The organism is Streptomyces sp. f51, assembly GCF_037940415.1.
Taxonomy (GTDB): Bacteria; Actinomycetota; Actinomycetes; order Streptomycetales; family Streptomycetaceae; genus Streptomyces.
This window is the reverse complement of record NZ_CP149798.1, coordinates 3,671,196-3,693,675: the sequence shown is the minus strand read 5'-3', so window position 1 is coordinate 3,693,675 and position 22,480 is coordinate 3,671,196. Positions and strand designations below refer to the sequence as shown.

21 protein-coding genes are annotated in these 22,480 nt (G+C 68.8%); 10 read left to right on the top strand and 11 right to left on the bottom strand.

What is annotated here, in order from left to right; all coding sequences use genetic code 11:
• Window positions 1-43: 43 nt before the first annotated feature.
• The 3 genes from WJM95_RS16170 to WJM95_RS16160 form a co-directional block, all read right to left on the bottom strand.
• Entirely contained in the window at window positions 44-1,306 is a 1,263-nt protein-coding gene (locus WJM95_RS16170; RefSeq protein ID WP_339130436.1) for an MFS transporter, read from the bottom strand.
• 80 nt (window positions 1,307-1,386) lie between these two features.
• The gene (locus WJM95_RS16165) at window positions 1,387-2,469 is read right to left on the bottom strand and encodes an inositol-3-phosphate synthase (protein ID WP_339130435.1); all 1,083 of its coding nucleotides are present in this window, start codon (window positions 2,467-2,469) and stop codon (window positions 1,387-1,389) included.
• A gap of 44 nt (window positions 2,470-2,513) precedes the next feature.
• Window positions 2,514-3,197 carry a PadR family transcriptional regulator gene (locus WJM95_RS16160; RefSeq protein WP_339130434.1) on the bottom strand — a complete coding sequence of 228 codons (684 nt, stop codon included), beginning with the start codon at window positions 3,195-3,197 and terminating at the stop codon, window positions 2,514-2,516.
• A 375-nt stretch (window positions 3,198-3,572) separates the two neighbouring features.
• Here WJM95_RS16160 and WJM95_RS16155 point away from each other — a divergent pair, with 375 nt between their 5' ends.
• Together WJM95_RS16155 and WJM95_RS16150 are read left to right on the top strand one after the other, a co-directional pair.
• The gene (locus WJM95_RS16155; RefSeq protein WP_339130433.1) at window positions 3,573-6,305 is read left to right on the top strand and encodes a transglycosylase domain-containing protein; all 2,733 of its coding nucleotides are present in this window, start codon (window positions 3,573-3,575) and stop codon (window positions 6,303-6,305) included.
• A 99-nt stretch (window positions 6,306-6,404) separates the two neighbouring features.
• A complete protein-coding gene (locus tag WJM95_RS16150; protein WP_339130432.1) occupies window positions 6,405-7,919 on the top strand; it encodes a glycosyltransferase 87 family protein in 1,515 nt (504 codons plus the stop codon).
• 90 nt (window positions 7,920-8,009) lie between these two features.
• Here the strand turns inward: WJM95_RS16150 and WJM95_RS16145 are convergent, their stop codons facing one another.
• The 3 genes from WJM95_RS16145 to WJM95_RS16135 form a co-directional block, all read right to left on the bottom strand.
• Complete coding sequence (locus WJM95_RS16145; protein WP_339130431.1) at window positions 8,010-9,041, bottom strand: alanine racemase; 1,032 nt, start codon at window positions 9,039-9,041, stop codon at window positions 8,010-8,012.
• A gap of 158 nt (window positions 9,042-9,199) precedes the next feature.
• Window positions 9,200-10,321 (bottom strand): peptidoglycan bridge formation glycyltransferase FemA/FemB family protein, encoded by a 1,122-nt coding sequence (locus WJM95_RS16140; protein ID WP_339130430.1) that lies wholly within the window; start codon window positions 10,319-10,321, stop codon window positions 9,200-9,202.
• 186 nt (window positions 10,322-10,507) lie between these two features.
• A complete protein-coding gene (locus WJM95_RS16135; RefSeq protein WP_339130429.1) occupies window positions 10,508-10,819 on the bottom strand; it encodes a hypothetical protein in 312 nt (103 codons plus the stop codon).
• A 287-nt stretch (window positions 10,820-11,106) separates the two neighbouring features.
• On the opposite strand from WJM95_RS16135, the gene rpsF reads away from it, so the two are divergent.
• From rpsF to rplI, 4 genes are all read left to right on the top strand, one after another.
• A complete protein-coding gene (rpsF, locus tag WJM95_RS16130) occupies window positions 11,107-11,397 on the top strand; it encodes a 30S ribosomal protein S6 (protein WP_037615007.1) in 291 nt (96 codons plus the stop codon).
• Between the two features lie 74 nt (window positions 11,398-11,471).
• Window positions 11,472-12,065 (top strand): single-stranded DNA-binding protein, encoded by a 594-nt coding sequence (locus tag WJM95_RS16125; RefSeq protein WP_339130428.1) that lies wholly within the window; start codon window positions 11,472-11,474, stop codon window positions 12,063-12,065.
• Between the two features lie 57 nt (window positions 12,066-12,122).
• Window positions 12,123-12,359, top strand: coding sequence for a 30S ribosomal protein S18 (gene rpsR / locus WJM95_RS16120; RefSeq protein ID WP_003949403.1), 237 nt, complete (start codon window positions 12,123-12,125; stop codon window positions 12,357-12,359).
• A gap of 18 nt (window positions 12,360-12,377) precedes the next feature.
• Complete coding sequence (rplI, locus tag WJM95_RS16115) at window positions 12,378-12,824, top strand: 50S ribosomal protein L9 (protein ID WP_328450525.1); 447 nt, start codon at window positions 12,378-12,380, stop codon at window positions 12,822-12,824.
• Window positions 12,825-13,057: 233 nt separating this feature from the next.
• Here rplI and WJM95_RS16110 read toward each other — a convergent pair whose 3' ends face one another.
• The gene (locus WJM95_RS16110) at window positions 13,058-14,401 is read right to left on the bottom strand and encodes an MATE family efflux transporter (protein ID WP_339130427.1); all 1,344 of its coding nucleotides are present in this window, start codon (window positions 14,399-14,401) and stop codon (window positions 13,058-13,060) included.
• A 453-nt stretch (window positions 14,402-14,854) separates the two neighbouring features.
• Here WJM95_RS16110 and dnaB point away from each other — a divergent pair, with 453 nt between their 5' ends.
• Window positions 14,855-16,324, top strand: coding sequence for a replicative DNA helicase (gene dnaB / locus WJM95_RS16105; RefSeq protein ID WP_339130426.1), 1,470 nt, complete (start codon window positions 14,855-14,857; stop codon window positions 16,322-16,324).
• A 20-nt stretch (window positions 16,325-16,344) separates the two neighbouring features.
• On the opposite strand, the gene WJM95_RS16100 is transcribed toward dnaB, so the two are convergent.
• Window positions 16,345-16,908 (bottom strand): dihydrofolate reductase family protein, encoded by a 564-nt coding sequence (locus tag WJM95_RS16100; protein WP_339130425.1) that lies wholly within the window; start codon window positions 16,906-16,908, stop codon window positions 16,345-16,347.
• 245 nt (window positions 16,909-17,153) lie between these two features.
• On the opposite strand from WJM95_RS16100, the gene WJM95_RS16095 reads away from it, so the two are divergent.
• Complete coding sequence (locus tag WJM95_RS16095) at window positions 17,154-18,539, top strand: serine hydrolase domain-containing protein (RefSeq protein ID WP_339130424.1); 1,386 nt, start codon at window positions 17,154-17,156, stop codon at window positions 18,537-18,539.
• A 69-nt stretch (window positions 18,540-18,608) separates the two neighbouring features.
• Here the strand turns inward: WJM95_RS16095 and WJM95_RS16090 are convergent, their stop codons facing one another.
• Together WJM95_RS16090 and WJM95_RS16085 are read right to left on the bottom strand one after the other, a co-directional pair.
• The gene (locus tag WJM95_RS16090; RefSeq protein ID WP_339130423.1) at window positions 18,609-19,061 is read right to left on the bottom strand and encodes a GNAT family N-acetyltransferase; all 453 of its coding nucleotides are present in this window, start codon (window positions 19,059-19,061) and stop codon (window positions 18,609-18,611) included.
• 9 nt (window positions 19,062-19,070) lie between these two features.
• Complete coding sequence (locus WJM95_RS16085; protein ID WP_339130422.1) at window positions 19,071-19,559, bottom strand: MarR family transcriptional regulator; 489 nt, start codon at window positions 19,557-19,559, stop codon at window positions 19,071-19,073.
• Between the two features lie 139 nt (window positions 19,560-19,698).
• Between WJM95_RS16085 and WJM95_RS16080 the strand changes: the two genes are divergently transcribed.
• Complete coding sequence (locus WJM95_RS16080) at window positions 19,699-20,907, top strand: MFS transporter (protein WP_339130421.1); 1,209 nt, start codon at window positions 19,699-19,701, stop codon at window positions 20,905-20,907.
• Window positions 20,908-21,008: 101 nt separating this feature from the next.
• Window positions 21,009-21,431 (top strand): heme-binding protein, encoded by a 423-nt coding sequence (locus tag WJM95_RS16075; RefSeq protein ID WP_339130420.1) that lies wholly within the window; start codon window positions 21,009-21,011, stop codon window positions 21,429-21,431.
• A 105-nt stretch (window positions 21,432-21,536) separates the two neighbouring features.
• On the opposite strand, the gene WJM95_RS16070 is transcribed toward WJM95_RS16075, so the two are convergent.
• Window positions 21,537-22,403 carry a GNAT family N-acetyltransferase gene (locus tag WJM95_RS16070; protein ID WP_339130419.1) on the bottom strand — a complete coding sequence of 289 codons (867 nt, stop codon included), beginning with the start codon at window positions 22,401-22,403 and terminating at the stop codon, window positions 21,537-21,539.
• Window positions 22,404-22,480: the final 77 nt, after the last annotated feature.

The window sequence follows — 22,480 nt, the reverse complement described above, 5'->3', positions numbered from 1 at the left end:
CAACGCAGGTGTCAGAAGTGGCTCTGTGGCACTGATGTGACACTTACTGGAGCTCAAAGCGGGCCATAGCGGCCGCAATTGAGGCGTACACAGCCGCCACCGTGAGGACGAGCGCAACAGACCGTCCGTCAGGAGGCAGCATCAGCGCGGCCACTGCGGCCGCTCCGACGAAGGCGACGTTGAACAGGACGTCGTAGACGGAGAAGATCCGGCCGCGGAAGCCGTCGTCGACGGCGGACTGCACGATGGTGTCCGTGGCGATCTTCGCGCCCTGTGTGGTCACACCCAGCAGGAACGCGGCGCCCAGTGTGGGGGCGGGGGCGAACGGAAGGCAGAGCGCGGGGACCAGGGCCGCCGCGGCGCCGGCACAGACCGCGATCCACCGGCCGGGGCTCAGTCGTCCGACCGCCCAGGGTGTCACCACGGCCGCGACGAAGAATCCGGCCCCGGAGACACCCACGGCCAGCCCCAGGAGCGCGAGCCCGCCGTCCGAGCCGGACGCCCACGCGTAGCGGCAGAGCATCAGCACCATGACCGTCAGGGCGCCGTAGCAGAAGCGCATCAGGGTCATCGCCATCAGAGCCCAGGCCGCCTCCCGCCGCGGGGGCTCCGCCAGATGGCGTACGCCCGCGGCGAGCCCGCGCGCGGTCCCCGCGAGGGCCGTGCCCACGTACGGGCGGACGAGATCCCGGTCGGGCCCGAGGGTCTCCGGGGCGATACGCAGCGAGGCGAGTGCCGCGCACAGATACAGCCCCGCTCCCACGAGGACCACCGCCGCGTCGGAGTCCGCGACCGCCAGCCGTACGACGAACGCGAGTGCCGCGCCCGCGGTGGCCGCGAGGGTTCCGGCGGTCGGGGAGAGGGAGTTGGCCAGCACCAGCCGGTCCGTGTCGACGACGCGGGGCAGCGCGGCGGACAGGCCGGCCAGGACGAAGCGGTTGACGGCGGTGACACAGAGCGCGGAGGTGTAGAAGAGCCAGTCGGGCGTCCGGCTCAGGATCAGGACGGCCGTCCCGCACGCCAGCGCCGAGCGCAGCAGATTGCCGTACAGGAAAACCTGCCGGCGCCGCCATCGGTCCAGCAGGACGCCCGCGAAGGGGCCGATCAGGGAGTACGGGAGGAGCAGCACCGCCATCGCGGAGGCGATCGAGGCCGCCGAGGTCTGCTTCTCCGGAGAGAAGACCACGTAGGTGGCCAGCGCGATCTGATAGACGCCGTCGGCGCCCTGGGACAGCAGCCGCACACCGAGCAGGCGTCTGAATCCCTGGAAGCGCAGGAGGACGCGCAGGTCACGCACGACGGCCATGGGTCACACCCTCACATACGAGGAGGGTCCCCGGGCAGTAAGCCCGGGGACCCTCCTCAGCAGCGAGCACGGAATCGTGCTTAGCGCTCGACCTCGCCCTTGATGAACTTCTCGACGTTGGCGAAGGCCTCGTCGTCGAAGTACTGGACCGGCGGGGACTTCATGAAGTAGCTCGACGCGGAGAGGATCGGGCCGCCGATACCGCGGTCCTTGGCGATCTTCGCGGCGCGCACGGCGTCGATGATGACACCGGCCGAGTTCGGGGAGTCCCAGACCTCGAGCTTGTACTCCAGGTTCAGCGGGACGTCGCCGAAGGCACGGCCCTCGAGGCGGACGTACGCCCACTTGCGGTCGTCGAGCCAGGCCACGTAGTCCGAGGGACCGATGTGGACGTTCTTCTCGCCCAGCTCACGGTCGGGGATCTGCGAGGTGACGGCCTGCGTCTTCGAGATCTTCTTGGACTCGAGGCGGTCGCGCTCGAGCATGTTCTTGAAGTCCATGTTGCCGCCGACGTTGAGCTGCATGGTGCGCTCGAGACGGACACCGCGGTCCTCGAACAGCTTGGCCATCACGCGGTGCGTGATGGTCGCGCCGACCTGCGACTTGATGTCGTCGCCGACGATCGGGACGCCGGCCTCGGTGAACTTGTCCGCCCACTCCTTGGTGCCGGCGATGAAGACCGGGAGGGCGTTGACGAAGGCGACCTTGGCGTCGATGGCGCACTGGGCGTAGAACTTCGCCGCGGCCTCGGAACCGACGGGCAGGTAGCAGACGAGGACGTCGACCTGCTTGTCCTTGAGGATCTGGACGACGTCGACCGGCGCCTCGGCGGACTCCTCGATGGTCATGCGGTAGTACTTACCGAGACCGTCCAGGGTGTGACCGCGCTGGACCGTGACGCCCTTGTTCGGGACGTCGCAGATCTTGATGGTGTTGTTCTCGCTGGCACCGATGGCGTCGGAGAGGTCGAGGCCGACCTTCTTCGCGTCGACGTCGAACGCGGCGACGAACTCGACGTCACCGACGTGGTAGTCGCCGAACTGGACGTGCATCAGGCCGGGCACCTTGGTCGCCGGGTCGGCGTCCTTGTAGTACTCGACGCCCTGAACCAGCGAGGCGGCGCAGTTGCCCACGCCGACGATGGCTACGCGAACCGAACCCATTCCGGTTGCTCCCTGTGTCTATCGGTGAAACCCCGAGCGGGGTCTCACGTGGCGGTGTCGTCGGACGGATCCGGCCGGGGGCTGTCCCGGTGCCGGGGCAGGCCGCCCGTCTCTCCAGATGAATTGTCCTGCTGAGCGGAGCCTTCGAACCCGGGACGTTGGACGTCCCGGCCGGCCCGCTCGCTCTCGATGAGCTCGTTCAGCCAGCGCACTTCGCGCTCCACGGACTCCATTCCGTGGCGCTGGAGCTCAAGCGTGTAGTCGTCGAGGCGCTCTCGGGTGCGCGCCAGCGAGGCGCGCATCTTCTCGAGGCGCTCCTCCAGACGGCTGCGGCGACCTTCCAGTACGCGCATGCGTACATCGCGTGACGTCTGCCCGAAGAACGCGAAGCGAGCAGCGAAGTGCTCGTCCTCGTACGCGTCGGGCCCCGTCTGCGCGAGAAGCTCCTCGAAGTGATCCTTACCTTCCGCCGTCAATCGGTAGACGATCTTGGCTCGACGTCCCGCCAGCGTTGCCGTCAGGGCGTCTTCGGGTGTGGATCCTGCTTCCTCGATCAACCAGCCGTTGGTGACCAGCGTCTTGAGGCACGGGTAGAGCGTTCCGTAGCTGAAGGCACGGAACACACCCAGTGACGTATTGAGTCGTTTGCGCAGCTCATAGCCGTGCATCGGGGACTCGCGGAGCAGGCCGAGTACGGCGAACTCGAGGATCCCGGCACGCCGGCTCATCGTCGCCTCCTCCCTGTCGCTGCCTCGTCGGCGCGGCCTTTATGCCGTGCTGATGTATCGACTCGATACATCAGCACGATAGAACGGCGCTGCGGATGCGACAAGAGGGAGCAGAGTGAACGGCGTCACATCACCGATTCATACGAAGCAAGTTGCCTGATTTGGGGTGAACTTCGGCCCTAGGTGTGTTTTGACGGTGCGTACTCTGTGCGGGATGGACAACCACCGGGAACCGAGTGACGTCTGAGTACGTCAACGTCTTTGGTGCAGTACGGGTGAATGCGCGATCGACCGCATCCGTACTTCGGGGGGACCGGAAACCAGCCGCCGTTTCCAGGCGCGCAAAGGTGCGCCTGCCCGAGGAGTAATCGTTCGATGAGCGAGCACCGTCGCAAACCGCCGCAGCCGCAGGGCGGCGGACGTGCCGCGGCCCGGCGCGGCCAGCCGCAGCCCGGCCCGTCCGCAGGCCACCGCGATGCACCGCGAGACGCCACCGGGTCTCCTTCCGATCCGTATGGCCCGGGGGGTGAAGAGACCCCGTTCGGCAGTCGTGCCGAGGCCCGGCGCGCCACGCAGCGCGGGAACGGCGGCGGCCGGCGCAGAGCCGCCGACGGCGCGGGCCACGGCGGTCCCGGAGGAGGAGGGGGCGGCCGGCGCGGTGGTCCCCAGGGACCGGGTGGTCCGGGGCGTGGCCGAGGCCGCGCCCCCGAGCCCGCCAGAAAGCGCATCATCGACTACCCGCGCGCGGGCCGCTTCGGCGCCGCGCGCTGGGTGCCGTCCTGGAAGCTCGTGACCGGCCTGTTCATCGGCTTCACCGGCAGCCTGGTCGTGGCCGCCGGTGTCGGGTACGCCCTGGTGGGCATCCCGGACATCGGCAAGACCGCCAAGGCCCAGAACAACGTCTACTACTACGCCGACGGCACCGAGATGGTCGCCACGGGCGGCGAGGCCAACCGTCAGATCATCGGCTACGCGCAGATCCCCAAGGAGATGCGGTGGGCGGTGATGTCGGCCGAGAACAAGACGTTCGAGACCGACAGCGGCGTCGACCCGATGGGTATCGCCCGCGCCTTCGTGAACATGGCCAAGGGCGGCCAGACGCAGGGTGGCTCCACCATCACCCAGCAGTACGTGAAGAACGCGATGCTCGAGGACCAGTCGCAGACGATCTCCCGCAAGCTCAAGGAGCTCTTCGTCTCGATCAAGGTCGGGGCCAAGGTGCCCAAGGAAGACATCATGGCCGGCTACCTGAACTCCGCGTACTACGGGCGTAACGCCTACGGTATCCAGGCCGCCGCCCACGCCTACTTCAACAAGGACGCCACGAAGCTGGACCCCAGCCAGTGCGCGCTCCTGGCCTCCGTCCTCAAGGGCGCCACGTACTACGACCCCGCCGGCGCCCCCGGGATCGACCCGGTCAACGCCACGGCGGAGAAGAACCGCGCGCGTGCCGAGTCCCGCTGGCACTGGATCCTCAACGAGGAGGTCAAGGACGGCCGGCTGAGCGCCGCGGTCCGGGCCAAGTACACGACGTTCCCCAAGACCCAGTCACCGCGCTCCAACGCGGCGCTGAGCGGGCAGGTCGGCTACCTGGTCGACCTGGCCAACACGTACCTGATCAAGAACAGCGACAAGACCGGGATCACCGAGACCAAGCTCCGTCAGGGCGGCTACCAGATTCACACGACCTTCGACAAGACGAAGGTCGCGGCGCTCGAGGCCGCGGTGAAGAAGGTGCAGAAGGCCAACATCAAGCCCAAGCTGCGCCCGAACAACGACAAGTACGTCCAGTTCGGCGGTGCCTCCGTCGACCCGAGCACCGGTGCCATCGAGGCCATCTACGGCGGTCTGGACGCGACCAAGCACTTCACCGACAACGCCGACCAGACCGGCGCCCAGGTGGGTTCGACCTTCAAGCCCTTCGTCCTGGCGGCGGCCATGACCTGGGGTGTCAGGGACCCCAAGGGAGGTCCGGAGCAGGCGCAGGACGAACGCACCATCGCGTCGCCCAAGAGCCTGTACAGCGGCAAGAACAAGCTCAAGATCAAGGACTACAACGGGACCGACTGGACGGACGACAAGGGCAAGGAGTGGCTCCAGACGAACGACGGCGGCCAGTCCCTCAACCCGCCCACGTACCAGATCGACCTGCGTGAGGCCATGCGCGAGTCCGTCAACTCCGCCTATGTCCAGCTGGGCATGGACGTGGGCCTGGACAAGGTGAAGGACTCCGTCCTGCGCGCCGGCATCAAGGAGTCGAGCCTCGCGAGCTCCAGGTTCCCGTCGTTCTCCCTGGGCACCTCCTCCCCGAGCGCGATCCGTATGGCCGGGGCGTACGCCACCTTCGCGGCCAGCGGCAAGCAGCGGGACCCGTACTCGGTCGAGAAGGTCACCAACAAGGACGGCAACGTCTTCCAGCACGACCGGATCGCGAAGACCGTGGAGGCCTTCACCCCGGCCGTCGCCGACAACGTCACCGACGTCCTCAAGACCGTGGTCGAGAAGGGCACCGGCACCAACGCCCAGCTTCCGGGCCGTGAGGTGGCGGGCAAGACCGGTACCACCGACGGCAACAAGTCGGCCTGGTTCGTCGGCTACACCCCGCAGCTGTCCACGGCGATCGGCATGTACCGCCTGGACGACAACGAGAGCAACAAGAACCGCGAGTTCCTCCAGATGTACGGCACGGGTGGCGAGAAGACCATCCACGGTGCCTCGTTCCCGTCCCAGATCTGGCGGGACTACATGATGGTCGCGCTCCAGGGCGAGAAGCCGGAGTCCTTCCCGGTGCCCACGGACATCGGCACGGTCCTCAACGACGCGCCGAGCCCGTCGCCGACGCCGTCGGCCTCCGAGAGCGTGACCGAGAGCCCGAGCCCGACCCCCAGCGCGACGCTGACGTCCCCCTCGCCCTCGCCGAGTTCGACGTGCAGGAAGTTCGACTGGAACTGCAACAACAACAACGGCGGTACCGACAACGGCGGCACGGACGGTGGTGTGACCTCGTCGCCGACGGCGACGGACAGCACGCCGTCGGCGACGTCCAGCACCGGTACCACCAGAGGCAACGGCAACGGCAACGGCGGCCTCTTCGGAGGCGGCGGCTGACGGTCCGAGACCACCCTTCGCGCGTGCGCCCTCCGGGGAGCACGCGCGAAGCCGTTTCCGGGGTCATACCTGCCTCGGTTCTCAGACACGTACGGCAGGATGTGCGGCATGCCCAGTGCAGAGACGACGCGAGCGAGCGTTCACGAGCCGGAGCTGGTGCGGCCGACCAGGGATGACGAGGTCGCCGCCGGCGGCAGTGAGCTGATCGGCGGGCCCATCGGGAGGCGGGCCCTCCTCGGGACGTCCTGGTGGACTCCCGTACGGGTCGTCGCCCTGGTGATGATCGGCATGTTCGCCCTCGGGATGGTCCAGAAGCTGCCCTGCTACGACGGCGGGTGGTTCTTCGGAGCCAGCTCGCAGTACACGCACGCGTGCTACTCGGACATCCCGCACCTCTACCAGGGACGAGGTTTCGCCGACGGCCTCGTGCCGTACTTCGACAAGATCCCCGGCGACATGGACTACCTCGAATACCCGGTGCTGACCGGTGTGTTCATGGAGGTCGCGGCCTGGCTCACCCCGGGCGGCGGGAGCATCCAGCACCAGGAGCAGGTCTACTGGATGGTCAACGCGGGGATGCTGATGGCGTGCGCGGCGGTCATCGCCGTATGCACCGCCCGCACCCACCGCCGTCGCCCCTGGGACGGCCTCCTGGTCGCCCTGGCGCCCGCCTTCGCGCTCACGGCCACGATCAACTGGGATCTCCTCGCCGTGGCCCTGCTGGCCGCCGCGATGCTCATGTGGTCCCGCGGACGCGCCCTGGCCTTCGGTGTGCTGATCGGGCTCGCCACGGCCGCCAAGTTCTACCCGTTCCTGCTCCTCGGGCCGCTCTTCCTGCTGTGCTGGCGCACCGGCAGGTGGCGGGAGTTCGGTACGGCGCTGCTCGGTGCCGTCGGGGCCTGGCTGGCCGTGAACCTGCCCGTCATGTACCTCGCGCCCGAGGGCTGGGCGAAGTTCTACAGCTTCAGCCACGACCGCGGCGTCGACTTCGGTTCGGTCTTCCTGTTCGTCTCGCAGTGGCTGAAGATCGCGATCACGCCCGACACGGCCAACACCTGGGCGCTGGTCCTGATGGTGATCATCTGCGCGGGGCTGAGTGCCGTCGCGCTCGCCGCCCCCCGCCGGCCCCGCTTCGCCCAGCTCGCCTTCCTGATCGTCGCGGCCTTCATCCTCACGAACAAGGTCTACTCGCCGCAGTACGTGCTCTGGCTGGTGCCGCTCGCGGTGCTGGCCCGGCCGCGCTGGCGTGACTTCCTGATCTGGCAGGCCTGCGAGGTCGCGTACTTCCTCGGCATCTGGATGTACCTCGCGTACACGACCAGCGGCGACGCCCACAAGGGTCTGCCGACCGACGGCTACCAGGTCGCCATCGCCGTCCATCTGCTGGGGACGCTGTACCTGTGCGCGGTGGTCGTGCGGGACATCTTCCTGCCGGAGCACGACGTGGTGCGGCGCGCGGGCGACGACGATCCCTCGGGAGGGATCCTCGACGGCGCGGAGGACGTCTTCGTCCTCGGCCCCGCCGCGCATCCGCCGCGGCACGCGGCTCACTTCGACGGGATTCCCCGGGACGGCTGGAGCGAGCACCCGGCGCCCGGAGAGCGTTCGCTCTGAGCGAACAGGGCGCCCGAGTGACAGACGAAAGGCCGTACACGGTGTCCGTGTACGGCCTTCTCGCTGCTCCGGAGCGCGCCGGAGCCGGGCTCAGCGCTCGACGACCCGGTCGAACTGCGTGGTGGTGTGCCGCAGATGGGCCACCAGCTCGTCGCCGACCTTGGGCTCGGTGGCGTCGTGGGGCACGAAGAGGATCGAGACCTGCATGTGCGGGGGCTCGGCGAACCAGCGCTGCTTGCCCGCCCAGACGAACGGAGAAAGGTTCCGGTTGACCGTCGCGAGGCCGGCGCGGGCGACGCCCTTGGCGCGCGGCATGACGCCGTGCAGGGCCTTGGGGGCCTCCAGGCCCACGCCGTGCGACGTGCCGCCCGCCACGACCACGAGCCAGCCGTCCGAGGCCGCCTTCTGCTGGCGGTAACCGAAGCGGTCGCCCTTGGAGACGCGCGTGACGTCCAGGACGGCCCCGCGGTACTCGGTGGCCTCGTGATCCCCCAGCCACAGGCGCGTCCCGATGCGGGCGCGGAAGTGGGTCTGCGGGAACTGCTGCTGGAGGCGCCGGAGTTCGTCGGCCTTGAGGTGGCTGACGAACATGGTGTGCAGCGGCAGCCGGGCGGCGCGCAGGCGGTCCATCCAGCCGATGACCTCCTCGACGGCGTCCGAGCCGTCGGTGCGGTCCAGCGGCAGGTGGATCGCGAAGCCCTCCAGGCGGACGTTCTCGATGGCGGAGTGCAGATGCGGCAGGTCGTCCTCGCTGACGCCGTGCCGCTTCATCGAGGACATCACCTCGATGACGACACGGGCGCCCACGAGGCCGTACACGCCGTCGATGGACGACACGGAGCGGATGACGCGGTCGGGCAGCGGTACGGGCTCCTCGCCGCGCCTGAACGGCGTCAGGACCAGCAGATCGCCGCCGAACCAGTCCTTGATCCGGGCGGCCTCGTACGTGGTGCCGACGGCGAGGATGTCCGAACCCAGGCGGGTGGCCTCGTCCGCGAGCCGTTCGTGGCCGAAGCCGTAGCCGTTGCCCTTGCAGACGGGGACGAGCCCCGGAAACTGCTCGGACACCTGCTTGTGGTGTGCCCGCCAGCGCGCGGTGTCGACGTAGAGCGTGAGCGCCATGGCCGGTCCCGGAACCTTTCTCGTGGCTGCGGTGTATCAGGGGTATGAAAAGGAATTGTCGCTGATTCGCGGGGCCGATGGGGCTGTCCCGGGCCGGTTCGGCGGCCCGGGATGCGATTCGGGGCGGAGCGGCGGCCCGGGAAGCGGTTCCGGACGGCTCAGCGGCGGGACATGTACATGTCGAGAGCCTTGTGGAGCAGCTTGTTCAGCGGGAAGTCCCACTCGCCGAGGTACTCGGCGGCCTCTCCGCCCGTGCCCACCTTGAACTGGATCAGACCGAAGAGGTGGTCGGTCTCGTCCAGCGAGTCCGAGATGCCGCGCAGGTCGTAGACGGTGGCTCCGAGCGCGTACGCGTCGCGCAGCATGCGCCACTGCATCGCGTTCGAGGGCCGCACCTCGCGCCCGATGTTGTCCGAGGCGCCGTAGGAGTACCAGACGTGCCCGCCGACGACGAGCATCGTCGCCGCCGAGAGGTTCACGCCCTCGTGCCGCGCGAAGTAGAGCCGCATGCGGTTGGGGTCCTCGGTGTTGAGAGCCGTCCACATGCGCTGGAAGTACGAGAGCGGGCGCGGCCGGAAGTGGTCACGGACCGCGGTGATCTCGTAGAGCCGCTGCCACTCCTCCAGGTCCTGGTAACCGCCCTGGACGACCTCGACGCCGGCCTTCTCGGCCTTCTTGATGTTGCGGCGCCACAGCTGGTTGAAGTTCCTGTGGACCTCTTCGAGGGAACGATTGGCCAGCGGCACCTGGAAGACGTAGCGGGGCTGGACGTCGCCGAAGCCGGCACCGCCGTCCTCGCCCTGCTGCCAGCCCATGCGGCGCAGCTTGTCGGCGACCTCGAAGGCGCGCGGCTCGATGAAGTCGGCCTCGATGTCGCGCAGGCGCTTCACGTCCGGGTTCTGGATGCCGCCCTTGATGGACGTGGCCTCCCAGCGCCGGATGATCACGGGCGGGCCCATCTTCACGGAGAAGGCGCCCTGGTGCTTGAGGTGCGCGAGCATCGGCTGGAGCCAGTCGTCGAGGTTCGGCGCGAACCAGTTGATGACCGGGCCCTCGGGCAGATAGGCGAGGTAGCGCTTGATCTTGGGCAGCTGGCGGTAGAGCACCAGACCCGCGCCGACGATCTGGCCGGTCTTCTCGTCGAACCATCCGAGGCTCTCGGAGCGCCACTCCGCCTTCACGTCCGCCCATGCGGGGACCTGCATGTGGCTGGCCGCGGGCAGGCTCTGGATGTATGCCAGATGCTGCTCTCGGCTGATGGTCCTCAGGGTCAGGCTCATTCGGGGCGCTCCTCGGGCTGGTGTGTCCCCATGGGTACAAGGGCTCCGGCTCTCGCGCCGAAGCCTACTGCGCCCTGCGAGCGCCCCGAATGGCCGTATGGAACCTGGGACCCGGGGGCGCGGTGCGGGACGCCCCGAGGTCAGGGGAAAACGGACGTTCGACTCAGATCACACCGCCCGCGAGGCTCAGATCACGCCGCCGAAGAGGCCCCCGTGGGCCAGACCGAGGTAGAAACCGACGCCCGAGAGACCGAGCCCGACGATCAGTCCGAAGCGTTCCCGGGTCGTCTCGGAGATGAACTGGCCGTAGGCACCGGCGAGGATCCCGACCAGACCGGCCCACGAGCTGAGCAGATGCAGGCTGTGGAACATCGACGTGACGAAGGCCAGGACTCCGCACACCAGGGTCACCACGAGCAGGGTGTCCTGGAGCGGATGAGGCTTGCCGTCCGTGGCGAAGAGTGAGCCGGTGGTGGTGGGACGCATTGTCTGTGCCATAAGGCACCTCCTGCGGAAGGCGGCGCATGGTAGCGCCGTACACACCCGATGTGTACAGATTGACGGCCAACCCGGTCGGATTTCAACCGGAAGCGGGTGTGCAGGTAGTCTGTACCCTCTGCACCGGTGTCTGCCCAGGCTCAAGGCCAGGTCACGACAGGGATTGCCGCTCGATTCACCGATCGGCGGGCCCGTTGTCAGTGGCGGCCGATACCGTTGCGTACGCATCACAACCCTCCTGCCACGGAACGACCGTGGCCGCTGAGTCCAAAGGAGGTGGGTTCCACATGCGTCACTACGAAGTGATGGTCATCCTCGACCCCGATCTGGAGGAGCGCGCTGTCGCCCCCCTGATCGAGAACTTCCTCTCCGTCGTCCGTGAGGGCGCCGGAAAGGTGGAGAAGGTCGACACCTGGGGCCGTCGTCGTCTCTCGTACGAGATCAAGAAGAAGCCCGAGGGCATCTACTCGGTCATCGACCTTCAGGCCGAGCCTGCGGTCGTCAAGGAGCTCGACCGCCAGATGAACCTGAACGAGTCGGTCCTCCGGACCAAGGTCCTCCGTCCCGAGACCCACTGAGCTTCCCAGCTCAGCTGATCTCGGGCATCGAGTAGTACCAGCAGCCAGCAGCAAACCCGCCGAGAGGTTCCCCCATGGCAGGCGAGACCGTCATCACGGTCGTCGGCAATCTTGTCGACGACCCCGAGCTGCGCTTCACCCCTTCCGGTGCGGCGGTCGCGAAGTTCCGTGTCGCGTCCACCCCCCGCACCTTCGACCGTCAGACCAATGAGTGGAAGGACGGCGAGAGCCTGTTCCTGACCTGCTCGGTCTGGCGTCAGGCGGCTGAGAACGTCGCCGAGTCGCTCCAGCGCGGCATGCGCGTCATCGTGCAGGGCCGCCTGAAGCAGCGGTCCTACGAGGACAACCAGGGCGTCAAGCGCACGGTCTACGAACTGGACGTAGAGGAAGTCGGCGCCAGCCTGAAGAACGCCACGGCCAAGGTCACCAAGACCACGGGCCGCGGCGGTCAGGGCGGATACGGCGGCGGCAGTGGCGGCGGCCAGCAGGGCGGCGGCTGGGGCGAAGGCTCCGGCGGTGCCCAGCAGGGCGGCGGCGCTCCGACCAACGATCCCTGGGCGACCGGCGCTCCCGCCGGTGGCAACCAGGGCGGCGGCGGTGGCGGTGGCGGCTGGGGCGGAAGCTCCGGCGGCTCCGGCGGCGGCTACTCGGACGAGCCCCCCTTCTAGGCCTCAGGGCCGAGGGTGGGCCGTACTCCCACTTCTTGATCACACAGGAGATACACCATGGCGAAGCCGCCTGTGCGCAAGCCGAAGAAGAAGGTCTGCGCATTCTGCAAGGACAAGGTCACGTACGTGGACTACAAGGACACGAACATGCTGCGGAAGTTCATTTCCGACCGCGGCAAGATCCGTGCCCGCCGCGTGACCGGCAACTGCACGCAGCACCAGCGTGACGTCGCCACGGCTGTGAAGAACAGCCGTGAGATGGCGCTGCTGCCCTACACGTCCACCGCGCGATAAAGGAAGGGTGACCGACACATGAAGATCATCCTTACCCACGAGGTCTCCGGCCTCGGTGCCGCCGGCGAAGTCGTCGACGTCAAGGACGGCTACGCTCGCAACTACCTGATCCCGCGGAACTTCGCGATCCGCTGGACCAAGGGTGGCGAGAAGGACGTCGAGCAGATTCGTCGTGCTCGCAAGATCCACGAGATCGCGACCATCGAGCAGGCCAACGAGATCAAGGCCCGCCTCGAAGGTGTCAAGGTCCGTCTGGCCGTCCGCTCCGGCGACGCCGGTCGTCTCTTCGGTTCCGTCACCCCGGCCGACGTCGCTTCGGCGATCAAGGCTTCCGGTGGCCCCGAGGTCGACAAGCGCCGCATCGAGCTGGGCTCGCCCATCAAGACCCTGGGCGCCCACGAGACGTCCGTGCGTCTGCACCCCGAGGTTGCCGCGAAGGTCAGCATCGAGGTTGTCGCTGCCTGAGTGCAGCACTCGGCATAGCTGAGAGGAAGGGCCGCACCCCTCGGGGTGCGGCCCTTCTGCTTGTCCTGGACGCGTGAGGGCGGGAGTTCCCTGGGCGCGTGGCGTGGGTGTTCCCAGACGGGACGGCCGTTTCACGTGAAACCGGCGCCTTGTTTCCCGTGAAACGGCCCGTGTACGTCAGTGGGGTGCGCGGTCCTGAAGCGTTCGGCCTACGTCAGCGGGGGCGCGGTACGTCAGCGGGTCGCGCCGGTGACAATCCAGCGGCCCGAGCGGGAGCGTAGCCACAGGGTCAGCATCCGCATCGCCATCATCAGCGTCATCGCGCCCCAGAGAGCGGTCAGCCCTCCGCCGAGAACGGGAACGAGCAGCGCTGCCGGGGCGAACACCGCCAGGGTGAGCAGCATGGCCCAGGCCAGGTACGGACCGTCCCCCGCGCCCATCAGCACGCCGTCCAGGACGAAGACGATCCCGCAGATCGGCTGCGAGACGGCCACCATCACCAGGGCCGGCAGCGCGGCGTTCTGCACACCCGGGTCGCCGCTGAACAGCGGAAGGAAGAGGGGGCGAGCGGCGATGACCAGGAGACCGAGTACGAGTCCGGTGGCGAGCCCCCACTGCACCATGCGCCGGCAAGCCTCACGGGCGCCAGGGGCGTCGTCCGCGCCGAGGTAGCGCCCGATGATGGCCTGCCCCGCGATGGCGATGGCGTCGAGCGCGAAGGCGAGCAGACTCCACAGCGACAGGATGATCTGGTGGGCGGCCATGTCGGCGTCCCCGAGCCGGGCGGCCACCGCCGTGGCGATCAGGAGGATCGCCCTGAGCGACAGCGTTCGGACGAGCAGGGGGGTGCCGGCCTGGGCGCAGGCTCGGATGCCGGCCGCGTCCGGCCGCAGGGGGGCGCCGTGCTTCCGCGCTCCGCGCAGGACGACGTGGAGATAGACAGCGGCCATGCCGCACTGGGCGATGACCGTGCCCCAGGCGGAGCCGGCGATGCCGAGATCCGCGCCGTAGACGAGGGTGGCGTTGAGCACCGCGTTGGCGACGAATCCCCCGACGGCGACGTACAGCGGAGTCTTCGTGTCCTGGAGTCCCCGGAGGATTCCCGTGGCGGCCAGCACGACGAGCATGGCGGGGATGCCGAGCACCGAGATCCGCAGATACGTCGTCGCGTACGGGGCGGCGGCGTCGGAGGCGCCGAACACCTCCATGAGTGCGGGTGCGGTGGGCAGGGCGAGGGCGATCACGGCAACGCCGATGAGCAGCGCGAGCCAGATTCCGTCCATGCCCTGGCGGATCGCGGCCCGCAGATCTCCGGCGCCGACCCTGCGGGCGACCGCTGCCGTCGTGGCGTACGCGAGGAAGACGAAGACTCCCACGGCTGTCATGAGGAGGGCCGAGGCGACGCCGAGACCGGCCAGCTGCGCGGTCCCGAGATGGCCGACGATGGCACTGTCGGCCAGCACGAAGAGAGGCTCGGCCACGAGCGCGCCGAACGCCGGAACGGCCAGTGCCACGATCTCTCGGTCGTGCCGGTGCCGGGTGGCCCTGGGTGCCACGGGAGCCTGTGTCATGGGCATCAATCTAATCTTCCACAGGTAAGAGATGCAAAAGGCGAAGGACCCTTACTTCCGTGCGTGCGGGGTGTGTTCTGGCGCACTGTTCGAGGCGATCTTGATCCGGCTGGGGAAGTTTTTCTTCTGCACAGCCGGTGGATGGGAAAATGCCAGGTCAGAGCCTGTTCTTCAGAAGGCCTGAGGGCTTGTTCACAGGGCTGTCCACCGGGTCGTGCACAGGTTTCGCGGAGTTCTCCACAGCATCGGGGCCGTCGTCCACATGGCCTGTGGATAACCAGATTGGCTGACGGTGCCCGCGGGCCTAACGTGGTGCGGCGCCCGTTCTCTTCTCCGGCCTCGGAAAGCTCGCAAAACCGACGCGTGAGATGCGGAGTCGGGCCGCTCACTTGTCAGTGCCGTGCCGTAGAAATTAAGGGCACTGCTAGGTCCGCTCCGCGGACGGGAGGAGGTGGCTCGGTGACTATTTCCGAGCCCTTGGACGACCCCTGGGCGGAGAGTGGCCCCAGTGATCGTCTGCCCTCGTCCCGACGGCGCGGGAACGGAGGCCGAGGCCGCGACGAGCAGCACGACCGGGACAGCGATTCCTGGGAGAGCGGCGGTTCGTCGTTCGAGCGGGTGCCGCCGCAGGACCTCGACGCCGAGCAGTCCGTGCTCGGTGGCATGCTCCTGTCGAAGGACGCCATCGCCGACGTCGTCGAGGTGCTCAAGGGCCACGACTTCTACCGGCCCGCGCACGAGACCATCTACGGCGCGATCCTCGACCTGTACGCGAAGGGCGAGCCGGCCGACCCCATCACGGTCGCGGCCGAGCTCACCAAGCGCGGCGAGATCACCAAGGTCGGCGGCGCCCCGTATCTGCACACGCTGGTCCAGACGGTCCCGACCGCGGCGAACGCCGAGTACTACGCGGAGATCGTGCACGAGCGCGCGGTCCTGCGCCGCCTGGTCGAGGCCGGCACGCGGATCACCCAGATGGGATACGCGGCCGACGGCGACGTGGACGAGATCGTCAACAGCGCCCAGGCCGAGATCTACGCGGTCACCGAGCAGCGCACCACCGAGGACTATCTGCCGCTCGGCGACATCATGGAGGGCGCGCTCGACGAGATCGAGGCGATCGGATCGCGTTCGGGGGAGATGACCGGTGTTCCGACCGGCTTCACCGACCTCGACTCGCTCACCAACGGTCTGCACCCCGGCCAGATGATCATTATCGCGGCCCGTCCCGCCATGGGTAAGTCGACGCTGGCGCTGGACTTCGCCCGCGCCTGCTCGATCAAGCACAACATGCCCAGTGTGATCTTCTCGCTCGAAATGGGCCGCAACGAGATCGCGATGCGCCTGCTGTCCGCCGAGGCCCGCGTGGCGCTGCACCACATGCGGTCCGGCACGATGACGGACGAGGACTGGACCCGGCTCGCCCGTCGTATGCCGGACGTCTCGGCCGCCCCCCTCTACATCGACGACTCCCCGAACCTGTCGATGATGGAGATCCGCGCCAAGTGCCGCCGTCTCAAGCAGCGTGCCGACCTCAAGCTCGTGGTCATCGACTACCTCCAGCTGATGCAGTCCGGCGGCAAGCGTTCCGAGAGCCGCCAGCAGGAGGTCTCCGACATGTCGCGAAACCTGAAGCTGCTGGCCAAGGAGCTGGAACTGCCGGTGATCGCGCTGTCGCAGCTCAACCGTGGCCCCGAGCAGCGTACGGACAAGAAGCCGATGGTCTCCGACCTGCGTGAGTCCGGCTCGATCGAGCAGGACGCGGACATGGTCATCCTGCTCCACCGCGAGGACGCGTACGAGAAGGAGTCCCCCCGCGCCGGTGAGGCCGACATCATCGTCGGCAAGCACCGTAACGGCCCGACGGCGACGATCACGGTGGCCTTCCAGGGCCACTACTCACGCTTCGTGGACATGGCACAGACCTGATCGACTCCGGGACGGGGCACTCAGCGCCTCGTCTCGTATCTGGTCAGGATCACTCCGCCGGGCAAGGTCCGTGTCTCCACCAGGTTCAGGTTCACCCAGTTGTCCAGCGCGGTGAAGAACGGCGTGCCGCCGCCCGCCAGGACCGGCGCGGTGGCCAGCACGTACTCGTCGATCAGCCCGGCCCGCATGGCCGCCGCGGCGAGCGTCGCGCCACCGATGTCCATGGGGCCGCCATCCTCTGCCTTGAGCCGGGTGATCTCGGCGACCGCGTCGCCGGTGACCAGACGGGTGTTCCAGTCCACCGTGTCGGTCGTCGAGGAGAACACCACCTTCGCCATGTCCCGCCAGCGGCGTGCGAACTCGATCTCCGCCGAGGTGACGCCGGGCTGCTGGTCGGCGGTCGGCCAGTGGGAGCTCATCGTCTGCCACAGCTTGCGCCCGTACAGCGACAGGTCCGTCGCCCGCAATTGGTCGGACCAGAACTGGAACAGTTCGTCGCTCGGCACGCTCCAGCCGATGTCGTCGCCGGGCGCGGCGATGTAGCCGTCCAGGGTCAGGTTCATGCCGTAGATCAGTTTCCGCATGGCCCAGCCTTCCGTCCGTGGGTGTCCGGCGTGTGGACCGGCACGGCGCGGGAAACTCATCGGTGCGCGATCCGGGCTCGCCGGTCGTCCTCGTGCCCGGGGCTCAGCGTGGTGTACCCGGCCGGCACGGGCAACCCGACTCACGCAAGACCGGCACACCACGAGGGGCGGGACCCGCACGGCCCGCGGGTCCGTGGCGGTTCAATCCGCTCGACGTGCGGCGCCGGGACGGGTGGACTGGTGCCATGACGACATCCCACGATGAGCTGCTTCCCGAAACGCGCCGGGCCCTGCTGCACCGCATCGCCGTGGCACAGAGCGAGGGCCGGGCGCCCTCACTCGTCGCGACGGTGGTCCGAGGCGGGAAGGCGGTGTGGAACGGGGCGCGGACCTCGGTGTCCGGTCACGGTCCGGACGAGAACGTGCAGTACCGGATCGGCTCCATCACCAAGACCTTCACCGCCGTACTGGTGCTGCGGTTGCGCGACGAGGGCGTCCTGGACCTGGGTGACCCGCTGGAGAAGCATATGCCCGGCACGGGTGCGGGGGAGGTCACCATCTCCCAACTGCTCGCGCACACGGGAGGATTGGCCGCCGAGTCACCGGCGCCGTGGTGGGAGCGCACCTCCGGTTCGCTGCGTCCCGAACTGGCCGACGTGCTCGGTGAGCAGCCCTTCCGGCATCCGGTCGGACGGCGGCACCACTACTCGAACCCCGGCTACACCTTGCTCGGAGCGCTGGTCGAGGAGCTGCGCGGCGCACCCTGGGAAGAGGTTCTGCGCCACGAGATTCTCGAACCGCTCGGCCTGCACCGTACGAGCACCGGCCCGCAGGCACCGCACGCGGGAGGATGGGCCGTCCATCCCTGGGCGGACGCGATGATGCCGGAACCCGCGGAGGATCTCGGGCGGATGGCTCCAGCAGGGCAATTGTGGTCCACCACAGGAGACTTGGCCCGCTTCGCCGCCTTCCTCGCGCATGGTGACGAGCGGGTGCTGAGCGCGGAGTCCGTCAGGGAGATGCGCGCGCCCGCCGCTCCGCCGGAGACCGCGGAGCTCGCGGCGGGGTCCTCGTACGGGCTCGCCCTTCAGATCGTGCATCGCGACGGCCATACCCTCGTCGGGCACTCCGGTTCGCTGCCGGGCTTTCTGGCCGGACTGGTGATCAGTGTGGAGGACGATGTCGCGGCGGTCGTGCTGTCCAACTGCACCTCGGGACCGCCCGTGTTCAGTGTCGCCGCCGATCTGGTGCGGATCGTCGCCGAGGCGGAGCCGCGGATCCCCGAGCCCTGGCATCCGATGGCCGAAGTGGACCAGGCCGTACTGGAGTTGGCGGGCCAGTGGTACTGGGGGACTCAGGCGTTCGGGCTTCGGCTGCCGGCCGATGGGGGGCTGGTGCTGGGCCCGCTCCAGGGTGCCGGCCGGGGCGCCCGCTTCCGGGCGAACGGCGACGGGACCTGGATGGGACTCGACGGCTACTACGCGGGCGAGCTCCTGCGGCCCGTACGACGGCCTGACGGGTCCCTGAGCCACCTGGACCTCGGCTCGTTCGTGTTCACGCGGCAGCCGTACGACGAGGGCGCTCCCGTGCCCGGTGGAGTGGACCCGGAGGGCTGGCGAGGAATCAGCTAGGCGCCACCGGACACGAGGGGCCCTGTTTCACGTGAAACAGGGCCCCTCGTCCTGCGTCCGGCGAACTCCTCAGAGCGGGAGTTTGAAGCCGATGTGCGAGGCCTCGAATCCGAGCCGCTCGTAGAAGCGGTGGGCGTCGGTGCGGGACGCGTCGGAGGTCAGCTGGACGAGCGAGCAGTCCTGACGGCGGGATTCGCCGACCGCCCACTCGATGAGCTCCGTCCCCAGACCGCTGCCGCGCTCGTCGGCGTGGATGCGCACGGCCTCGATGACCGAGCGCGTGGCCCCTCTGCGGGACAGCCCGGGAATCACGGTGAGTTGCAGCGTGCCCACGACCCGGCCGTCGCGGACGGCGACGACCAGGTGCTGGTTCGGGTCGCGGCTCAGCCGGTCCAGGGCGTCCAGGTACGGGGTCAGGTCGTCGGGCGACTCCCGCCGGGCACCCAGCGGGTCGTCGGCCAGCATCGCGACGATCGCGGGCACGTCGTCGGCGGACGCGGCTCGTATCTCAAGATCAGCCATGGAGGCAGCCTACGAGGACACGCCCACGGAAGGCGCGGGCTGCAAGGGAGTGCCCGCCGACTCGACGGCCCGGACCAGTGGCGCCAGGTCGGGGTTCCCGGCCGCTTCGTCGAGTGCCTCGCGCAGGGCCCTGTCGTTGGTGGGCCTCGCCGAGGCGAGGAGCTCGAGTCCCGCCTCGCTGACGTTCGTGTAGATGCCACGCCGGTCGGTGGGGCACAGATAGCGGGCCAGCAGTCCGCGGTCCTCGAGTCGGGTGACCAGTCGCGTCGTGGCGCTCTGGCTGAGGACGACCGCGTCCGCGACCTGCTTCATCTGGAGATGACCGCCCTCGCCGTCGTGCTGCCGGCTGAGCACGTCGAGCAGGGAGTACTCCCGCACGCTGAGCCCGTGCGCGGCTTGCAGGGCCCGCTCGATGTGGGCCTCGATCCTCCCGTGCAGCAGGGAGAGTGCGCACCATCCCTGAGCGAGGGCGGTGAGCGCGGGGTCCGTGGCTGTCATGACGATTCCTCCGTCCCGGAGCGGCTGAGACCAGGATAGGGCACGGCCGCAATAGCCCGCTGTTGCATATAGCCCGCGTCTGCAACTATTGTGAGCGAAGGCAAAGCGCTCGTGCAATCTTCTGGAAGGTGCCTCCACCATGCCTCTCGCGCTTCTGGCCCTCGCGATCGGGGCCTTCGGGATCGGGACGACCGAGTTCGTGATCATGGGCGTCCTGCCCGAGGTCGCCGGAGACTTCGGGGTCTCCATTCCCACGGCTGGACTGCTGGTGACCGGCTATGCCCTGGGGGTGGTGATCGGCGCGCCGATCATGACCGCGCTCGGCACGAAGGTGTCCCGCAAGCGGATGCTGATGGTGCTGATGGGGCTGTTCGTCCTCGGCAATCTGATCTCCGCCGTGGCTCCGGCCTTCTGGCTGATGTTCGCGGGCCGGGTGGTCGCCTCTCTCGCCCACGGTGCCTTCTTCGGCATCGGATCGGTGGCGGCCGCCGAACTGGTGGCCCCTGAGAAGAAGGCCGGCGCCATCGCGATGATGTTCAGCGGGCTCACGGTCGCCAACGTCGTCGGCGTCCCCCTGGGCACGCTGATCGGGCAGTCCGCCGGGTGGCGTGTCACCTTCACGGCAGTCGCCGCGCTCGGTGTCGTCGGGCTGCTGGGCATCGCCAGGCTGGTCCCCGAGATGCCCAGGCCCGAGGGAGTGCGTCTGCGCCACGAACTGGCGGCCTTCAAGAACGTCCAGGTCCTGCTCGCCATGGCGATGACCGTGCTCGGTTTCGGCGGTGTCTTCGCGGCCGTCACCTACATCGCGCCGATGATGACGCACGTCGCCGGCTTCGCCGACGGCTCCGTCACCTGGCTGCTGGTCCTGTTCGGCCTCGGCATGGTCGGCGGGAACCTGGTCGGCGGCAGGTTCGCCGACCGCGCGCTGATGCCGATGCTGTACGTGTCCCTGGGCGGCCTCGCCGTCGTGCTCGCCCTCTTCACCGTCACCGCGCACAACAAGATCCTGGCGGCCGTCACCATCGCCCTCATCGGCGCTCTGGGCTTCGCGACCGTGCCTCCCCTTCAGAAGCGTGTTCTCGACCAGGCGCACGGCGCCCCCACGCTGGCCTCGGCCGTGAACATCGGCGCCTTCAACCTCGGCAACGCCCTTTCCGCCTGGCTCGGCGGCGTCGTCATCGCCGCGGGCCTCGGATACACCGCCCCCAACTGGGTGGGTGCGGCCCTCGCCGCCGGAGCGCTCGTCCTGGCCGTCGTCTCGGCCGCCCTGGAGCGCCGCACGTCCCGGGCCGGCCTCGTGGTCGCCGGAGGCGTCCCCGCCGAGCCTCGGACCGCCGTCCACCACTGACCCGGGATCGATCCGCCTCGGGACCAGGGCCGTTCCGCGGCGGGCCCGATCCGGCACGTTCCCGACCCGACACAGAACACCCCCACAAGGAGAAGTCCCTGATGAGCACCACCACCGCTGTCGCCCCGCTGAGCATCGAGGACGCCGAGGTCCTGGTCACGGAGGCCCGGCGCGCCGCCGAGGCCGCCGGTGTCCGGGTCAGCGTCACCGTCCTCGACGCGGGCGGCCATCTGCTCGCCTTCCGGCGTGATGACCTGGCCGTGCTGATCTCGGGAGAGACCAGCACGCGCAAGGCCTACACCGCGCTCCAGCTCGACTCGGCCACGGCCGATCTCGTCGACGCGGTGCAGCCCGGCGGCCTCTTCCACACGCTGCCCACCGCGCTCGACCGCCCCCTGCTGTTCATCGCGGGCGGTGTTCCGGTCCACCGCGGCGGCCGTCTGATCGGGGCGATCGGGGTCGGCGGCGGTATGCCCGACCAGGATCACGGCTTCGCCGTCGCCGCCGTCGAATCGCTCGTCTGACGTTCTCAGGACGGGCCCGTACGACGTACGACGGTCCGGATGCGCCGGTCCCTCAGGCTTCCCGGGGGACCGGCGCCTCGTGCGTCCGGGGCCGTTGCCGAGTCGCTAGCCGGCGGCCACCGTCAGCGGTGCGAAGCGGCGGGTCCAGTCGCCGGGCAGTTCCGGGATGTTGTGCGTCATGACCGCGTTGAGGCCGACCGGGGCCAGCCCGCGCTCCTTCAGCCAGCTCAGCAGGTCCTCGTGCCGGACGTCGATGTCGGTGCGCAGGGGCCGGTCGGTGTGCGCGGCGAGGGAGGAGACGAGCGCTTTCGCCGTCTCCGTGTCCCGGGCGATCAGGGGACCCACGACGTGGGTGTCCATATTGGGCCAGGCGGCCGCGTAGCCGATGATCCGTCCGTCCTCCTCGGCCACGCGCAGCTGGTCCGCGAAGGCGGGCAGCCGCGTGATCATGTGCGTGCGGTCCGAGCCGAAGACCTCTTCGTCCAGCCCGAGGAGGGGAGCCAGATCGCCCGCCGTGGCCGGGCGGGTGAAGACCGCGGACGCGGAACCTTCGGAAGTGAACACCCCGCGGACCATCTCCGCGTGGCCGATCACCTTGAACCCCAACTCCTCGTAGAGCGGGCGCCCGTACGGGGTGGCGTGCAGGGTCAGCGGCGTGCTGCCCATCTCCTCGACGAGGTGCCGCATCAGACGGCGGCCGACACCCCGGCGGGCGTGCCGCTCGGCGACGAGGACCATTCCGATCGCGGCCAGCTCGGGACGCTCGCGCGGTCCATAGTCCGTCACCACGCACACGGCGACCAGACCGCCTGTGGGGTCGTCGATCCCGTATCCGGTCCCCGCGGCGAGCAGCAGACCCCACTTGTGTTCCTCGCGGGGCCAGCCCCGGTTCTCTGACAGGTCGGCGCAGGCGACGAGGTCGCGGGGCGTCAGACGGCGAATGGGCAGAGCGGCGGCGGAAGAAGTCGGCACACGGATCAGGCTGTCCGAGACGAACCCCTGCCGTCCACCGCTTTCCCGGCACTGCTCCCGGCTTTTGGCGGTGCTCC

Excerpts from the sequence above, each read along its gene's own strand:
- WJM95_RS16160 (WP_339130434.1), bottom strand. The coding sequence starts at position 3,197 with ATGAGCCGGCGTGCCGGGATCCTCGAGTTCGCCGTACTCGGCCTGCTC.
- rpsF (WP_037615007.1), top strand. The coding sequence starts at position 11,107 with ATGCGTCACTACGAAGTGATGGTCATCCTCGACCCCGATCTGGAGGAG.
- WJM95_RS16170 (WP_339130436.1), bottom strand. The coding sequence starts at position 1,306 with ATGGCCGTCGTGCGTGACCTGCGCGTCCTCCTGCGCTTCCAGGGATTC.
- WJM95_RS16075 (WP_339130420.1), top strand. The coding sequence starts at position 21,009 with ATGAGCACCACCACCGCTGTCGCCCCGCTGAGCATCGAGGACGCCGAG.
- WJM95_RS16080 (WP_339130421.1), top strand. The coding sequence starts at position 19,699 with ATGCCTCTCGCGCTTCTGGCCCTCGCGATCGGGGCCTTCGGGATCGGG.
- WJM95_RS16155 (WP_339130433.1), top strand. The coding sequence starts at position 3,573 with ATGAGCGAGCACCGTCGCAAACCGCCGCAGCCGCAGGGCGGCGGACGT.
- rpsR (WP_003949403.1), top strand. The coding sequence starts at position 12,123 with ATGGCGAAGCCGCCTGTGCGCAAGCCGAAGAAGAAGGTCTGCGCATTC.
- WJM95_RS16150 (WP_339130432.1), top strand. The coding sequence starts at position 6,405 with ATGTGCGGCATGCCCAGTGCAGAGACGACGCGAGCGAGCGTTCACGAG.
- WJM95_RS16100 (WP_339130425.1), bottom strand. The coding sequence starts at position 16,908 with ATGCGGAAACTGATCTACGGCATGAACCTGACCCTGGACGGCTACATC.
- WJM95_RS16135 (WP_339130429.1), bottom strand. The coding sequence starts at position 10,819 with ATGGCACAGACAATGCGTCCCACCACCACCGGCTCACTCTTCGCCACG.
- rplI (WP_328450525.1), top strand. The coding sequence starts at position 12,378 with ATGAAGATCATCCTTACCCACGAGGTCTCCGGCCTCGGTGCCGCCGGC.
- WJM95_RS16140 (WP_339130430.1), bottom strand. The coding sequence starts at position 10,321 with ATGAGCCTGACCCTGAGGACCATCAGCCGAGAGCAGCATCTGGCATAC.
- WJM95_RS16110 (WP_339130427.1), bottom strand. The coding sequence starts at position 14,401 with ATGCCCATGACACAGGCTCCCGTGGCACCCAGGGCCACCCGGCACCGG.
- WJM95_RS16085 (WP_339130422.1), bottom strand. The coding sequence starts at position 19,559 with ATGACAGCCACGGACCCCGCGCTCACCGCCCTCGCTCAGGGATGGTGC.
- WJM95_RS16095 (WP_339130424.1), top strand. The coding sequence starts at position 17,154 with ATGACGACATCCCACGATGAGCTGCTTCCCGAAACGCGCCGGGCCCTG.
- WJM95_RS16090 (WP_339130423.1), bottom strand. The coding sequence starts at position 19,061 with ATGGCTGATCTTGAGATACGAGCCGCGTCCGCCGACGACGTGCCCGCG.
- WJM95_RS16125 (WP_339130428.1), top strand. The coding sequence starts at position 11,472 with ATGGCAGGCGAGACCGTCATCACGGTCGTCGGCAATCTTGTCGACGAC.
- WJM95_RS16165 (WP_339130435.1), bottom strand. The coding sequence starts at position 2,469 with ATGGGTTCGGTTCGCGTAGCCATCGTCGGCGTGGGCAACTGCGCCGCC.
- WJM95_RS16145 (WP_339130431.1), bottom strand. The coding sequence starts at position 9,041 with ATGGCGCTCACGCTCTACGTCGACACCGCGCGCTGGCGGGCACACCAC.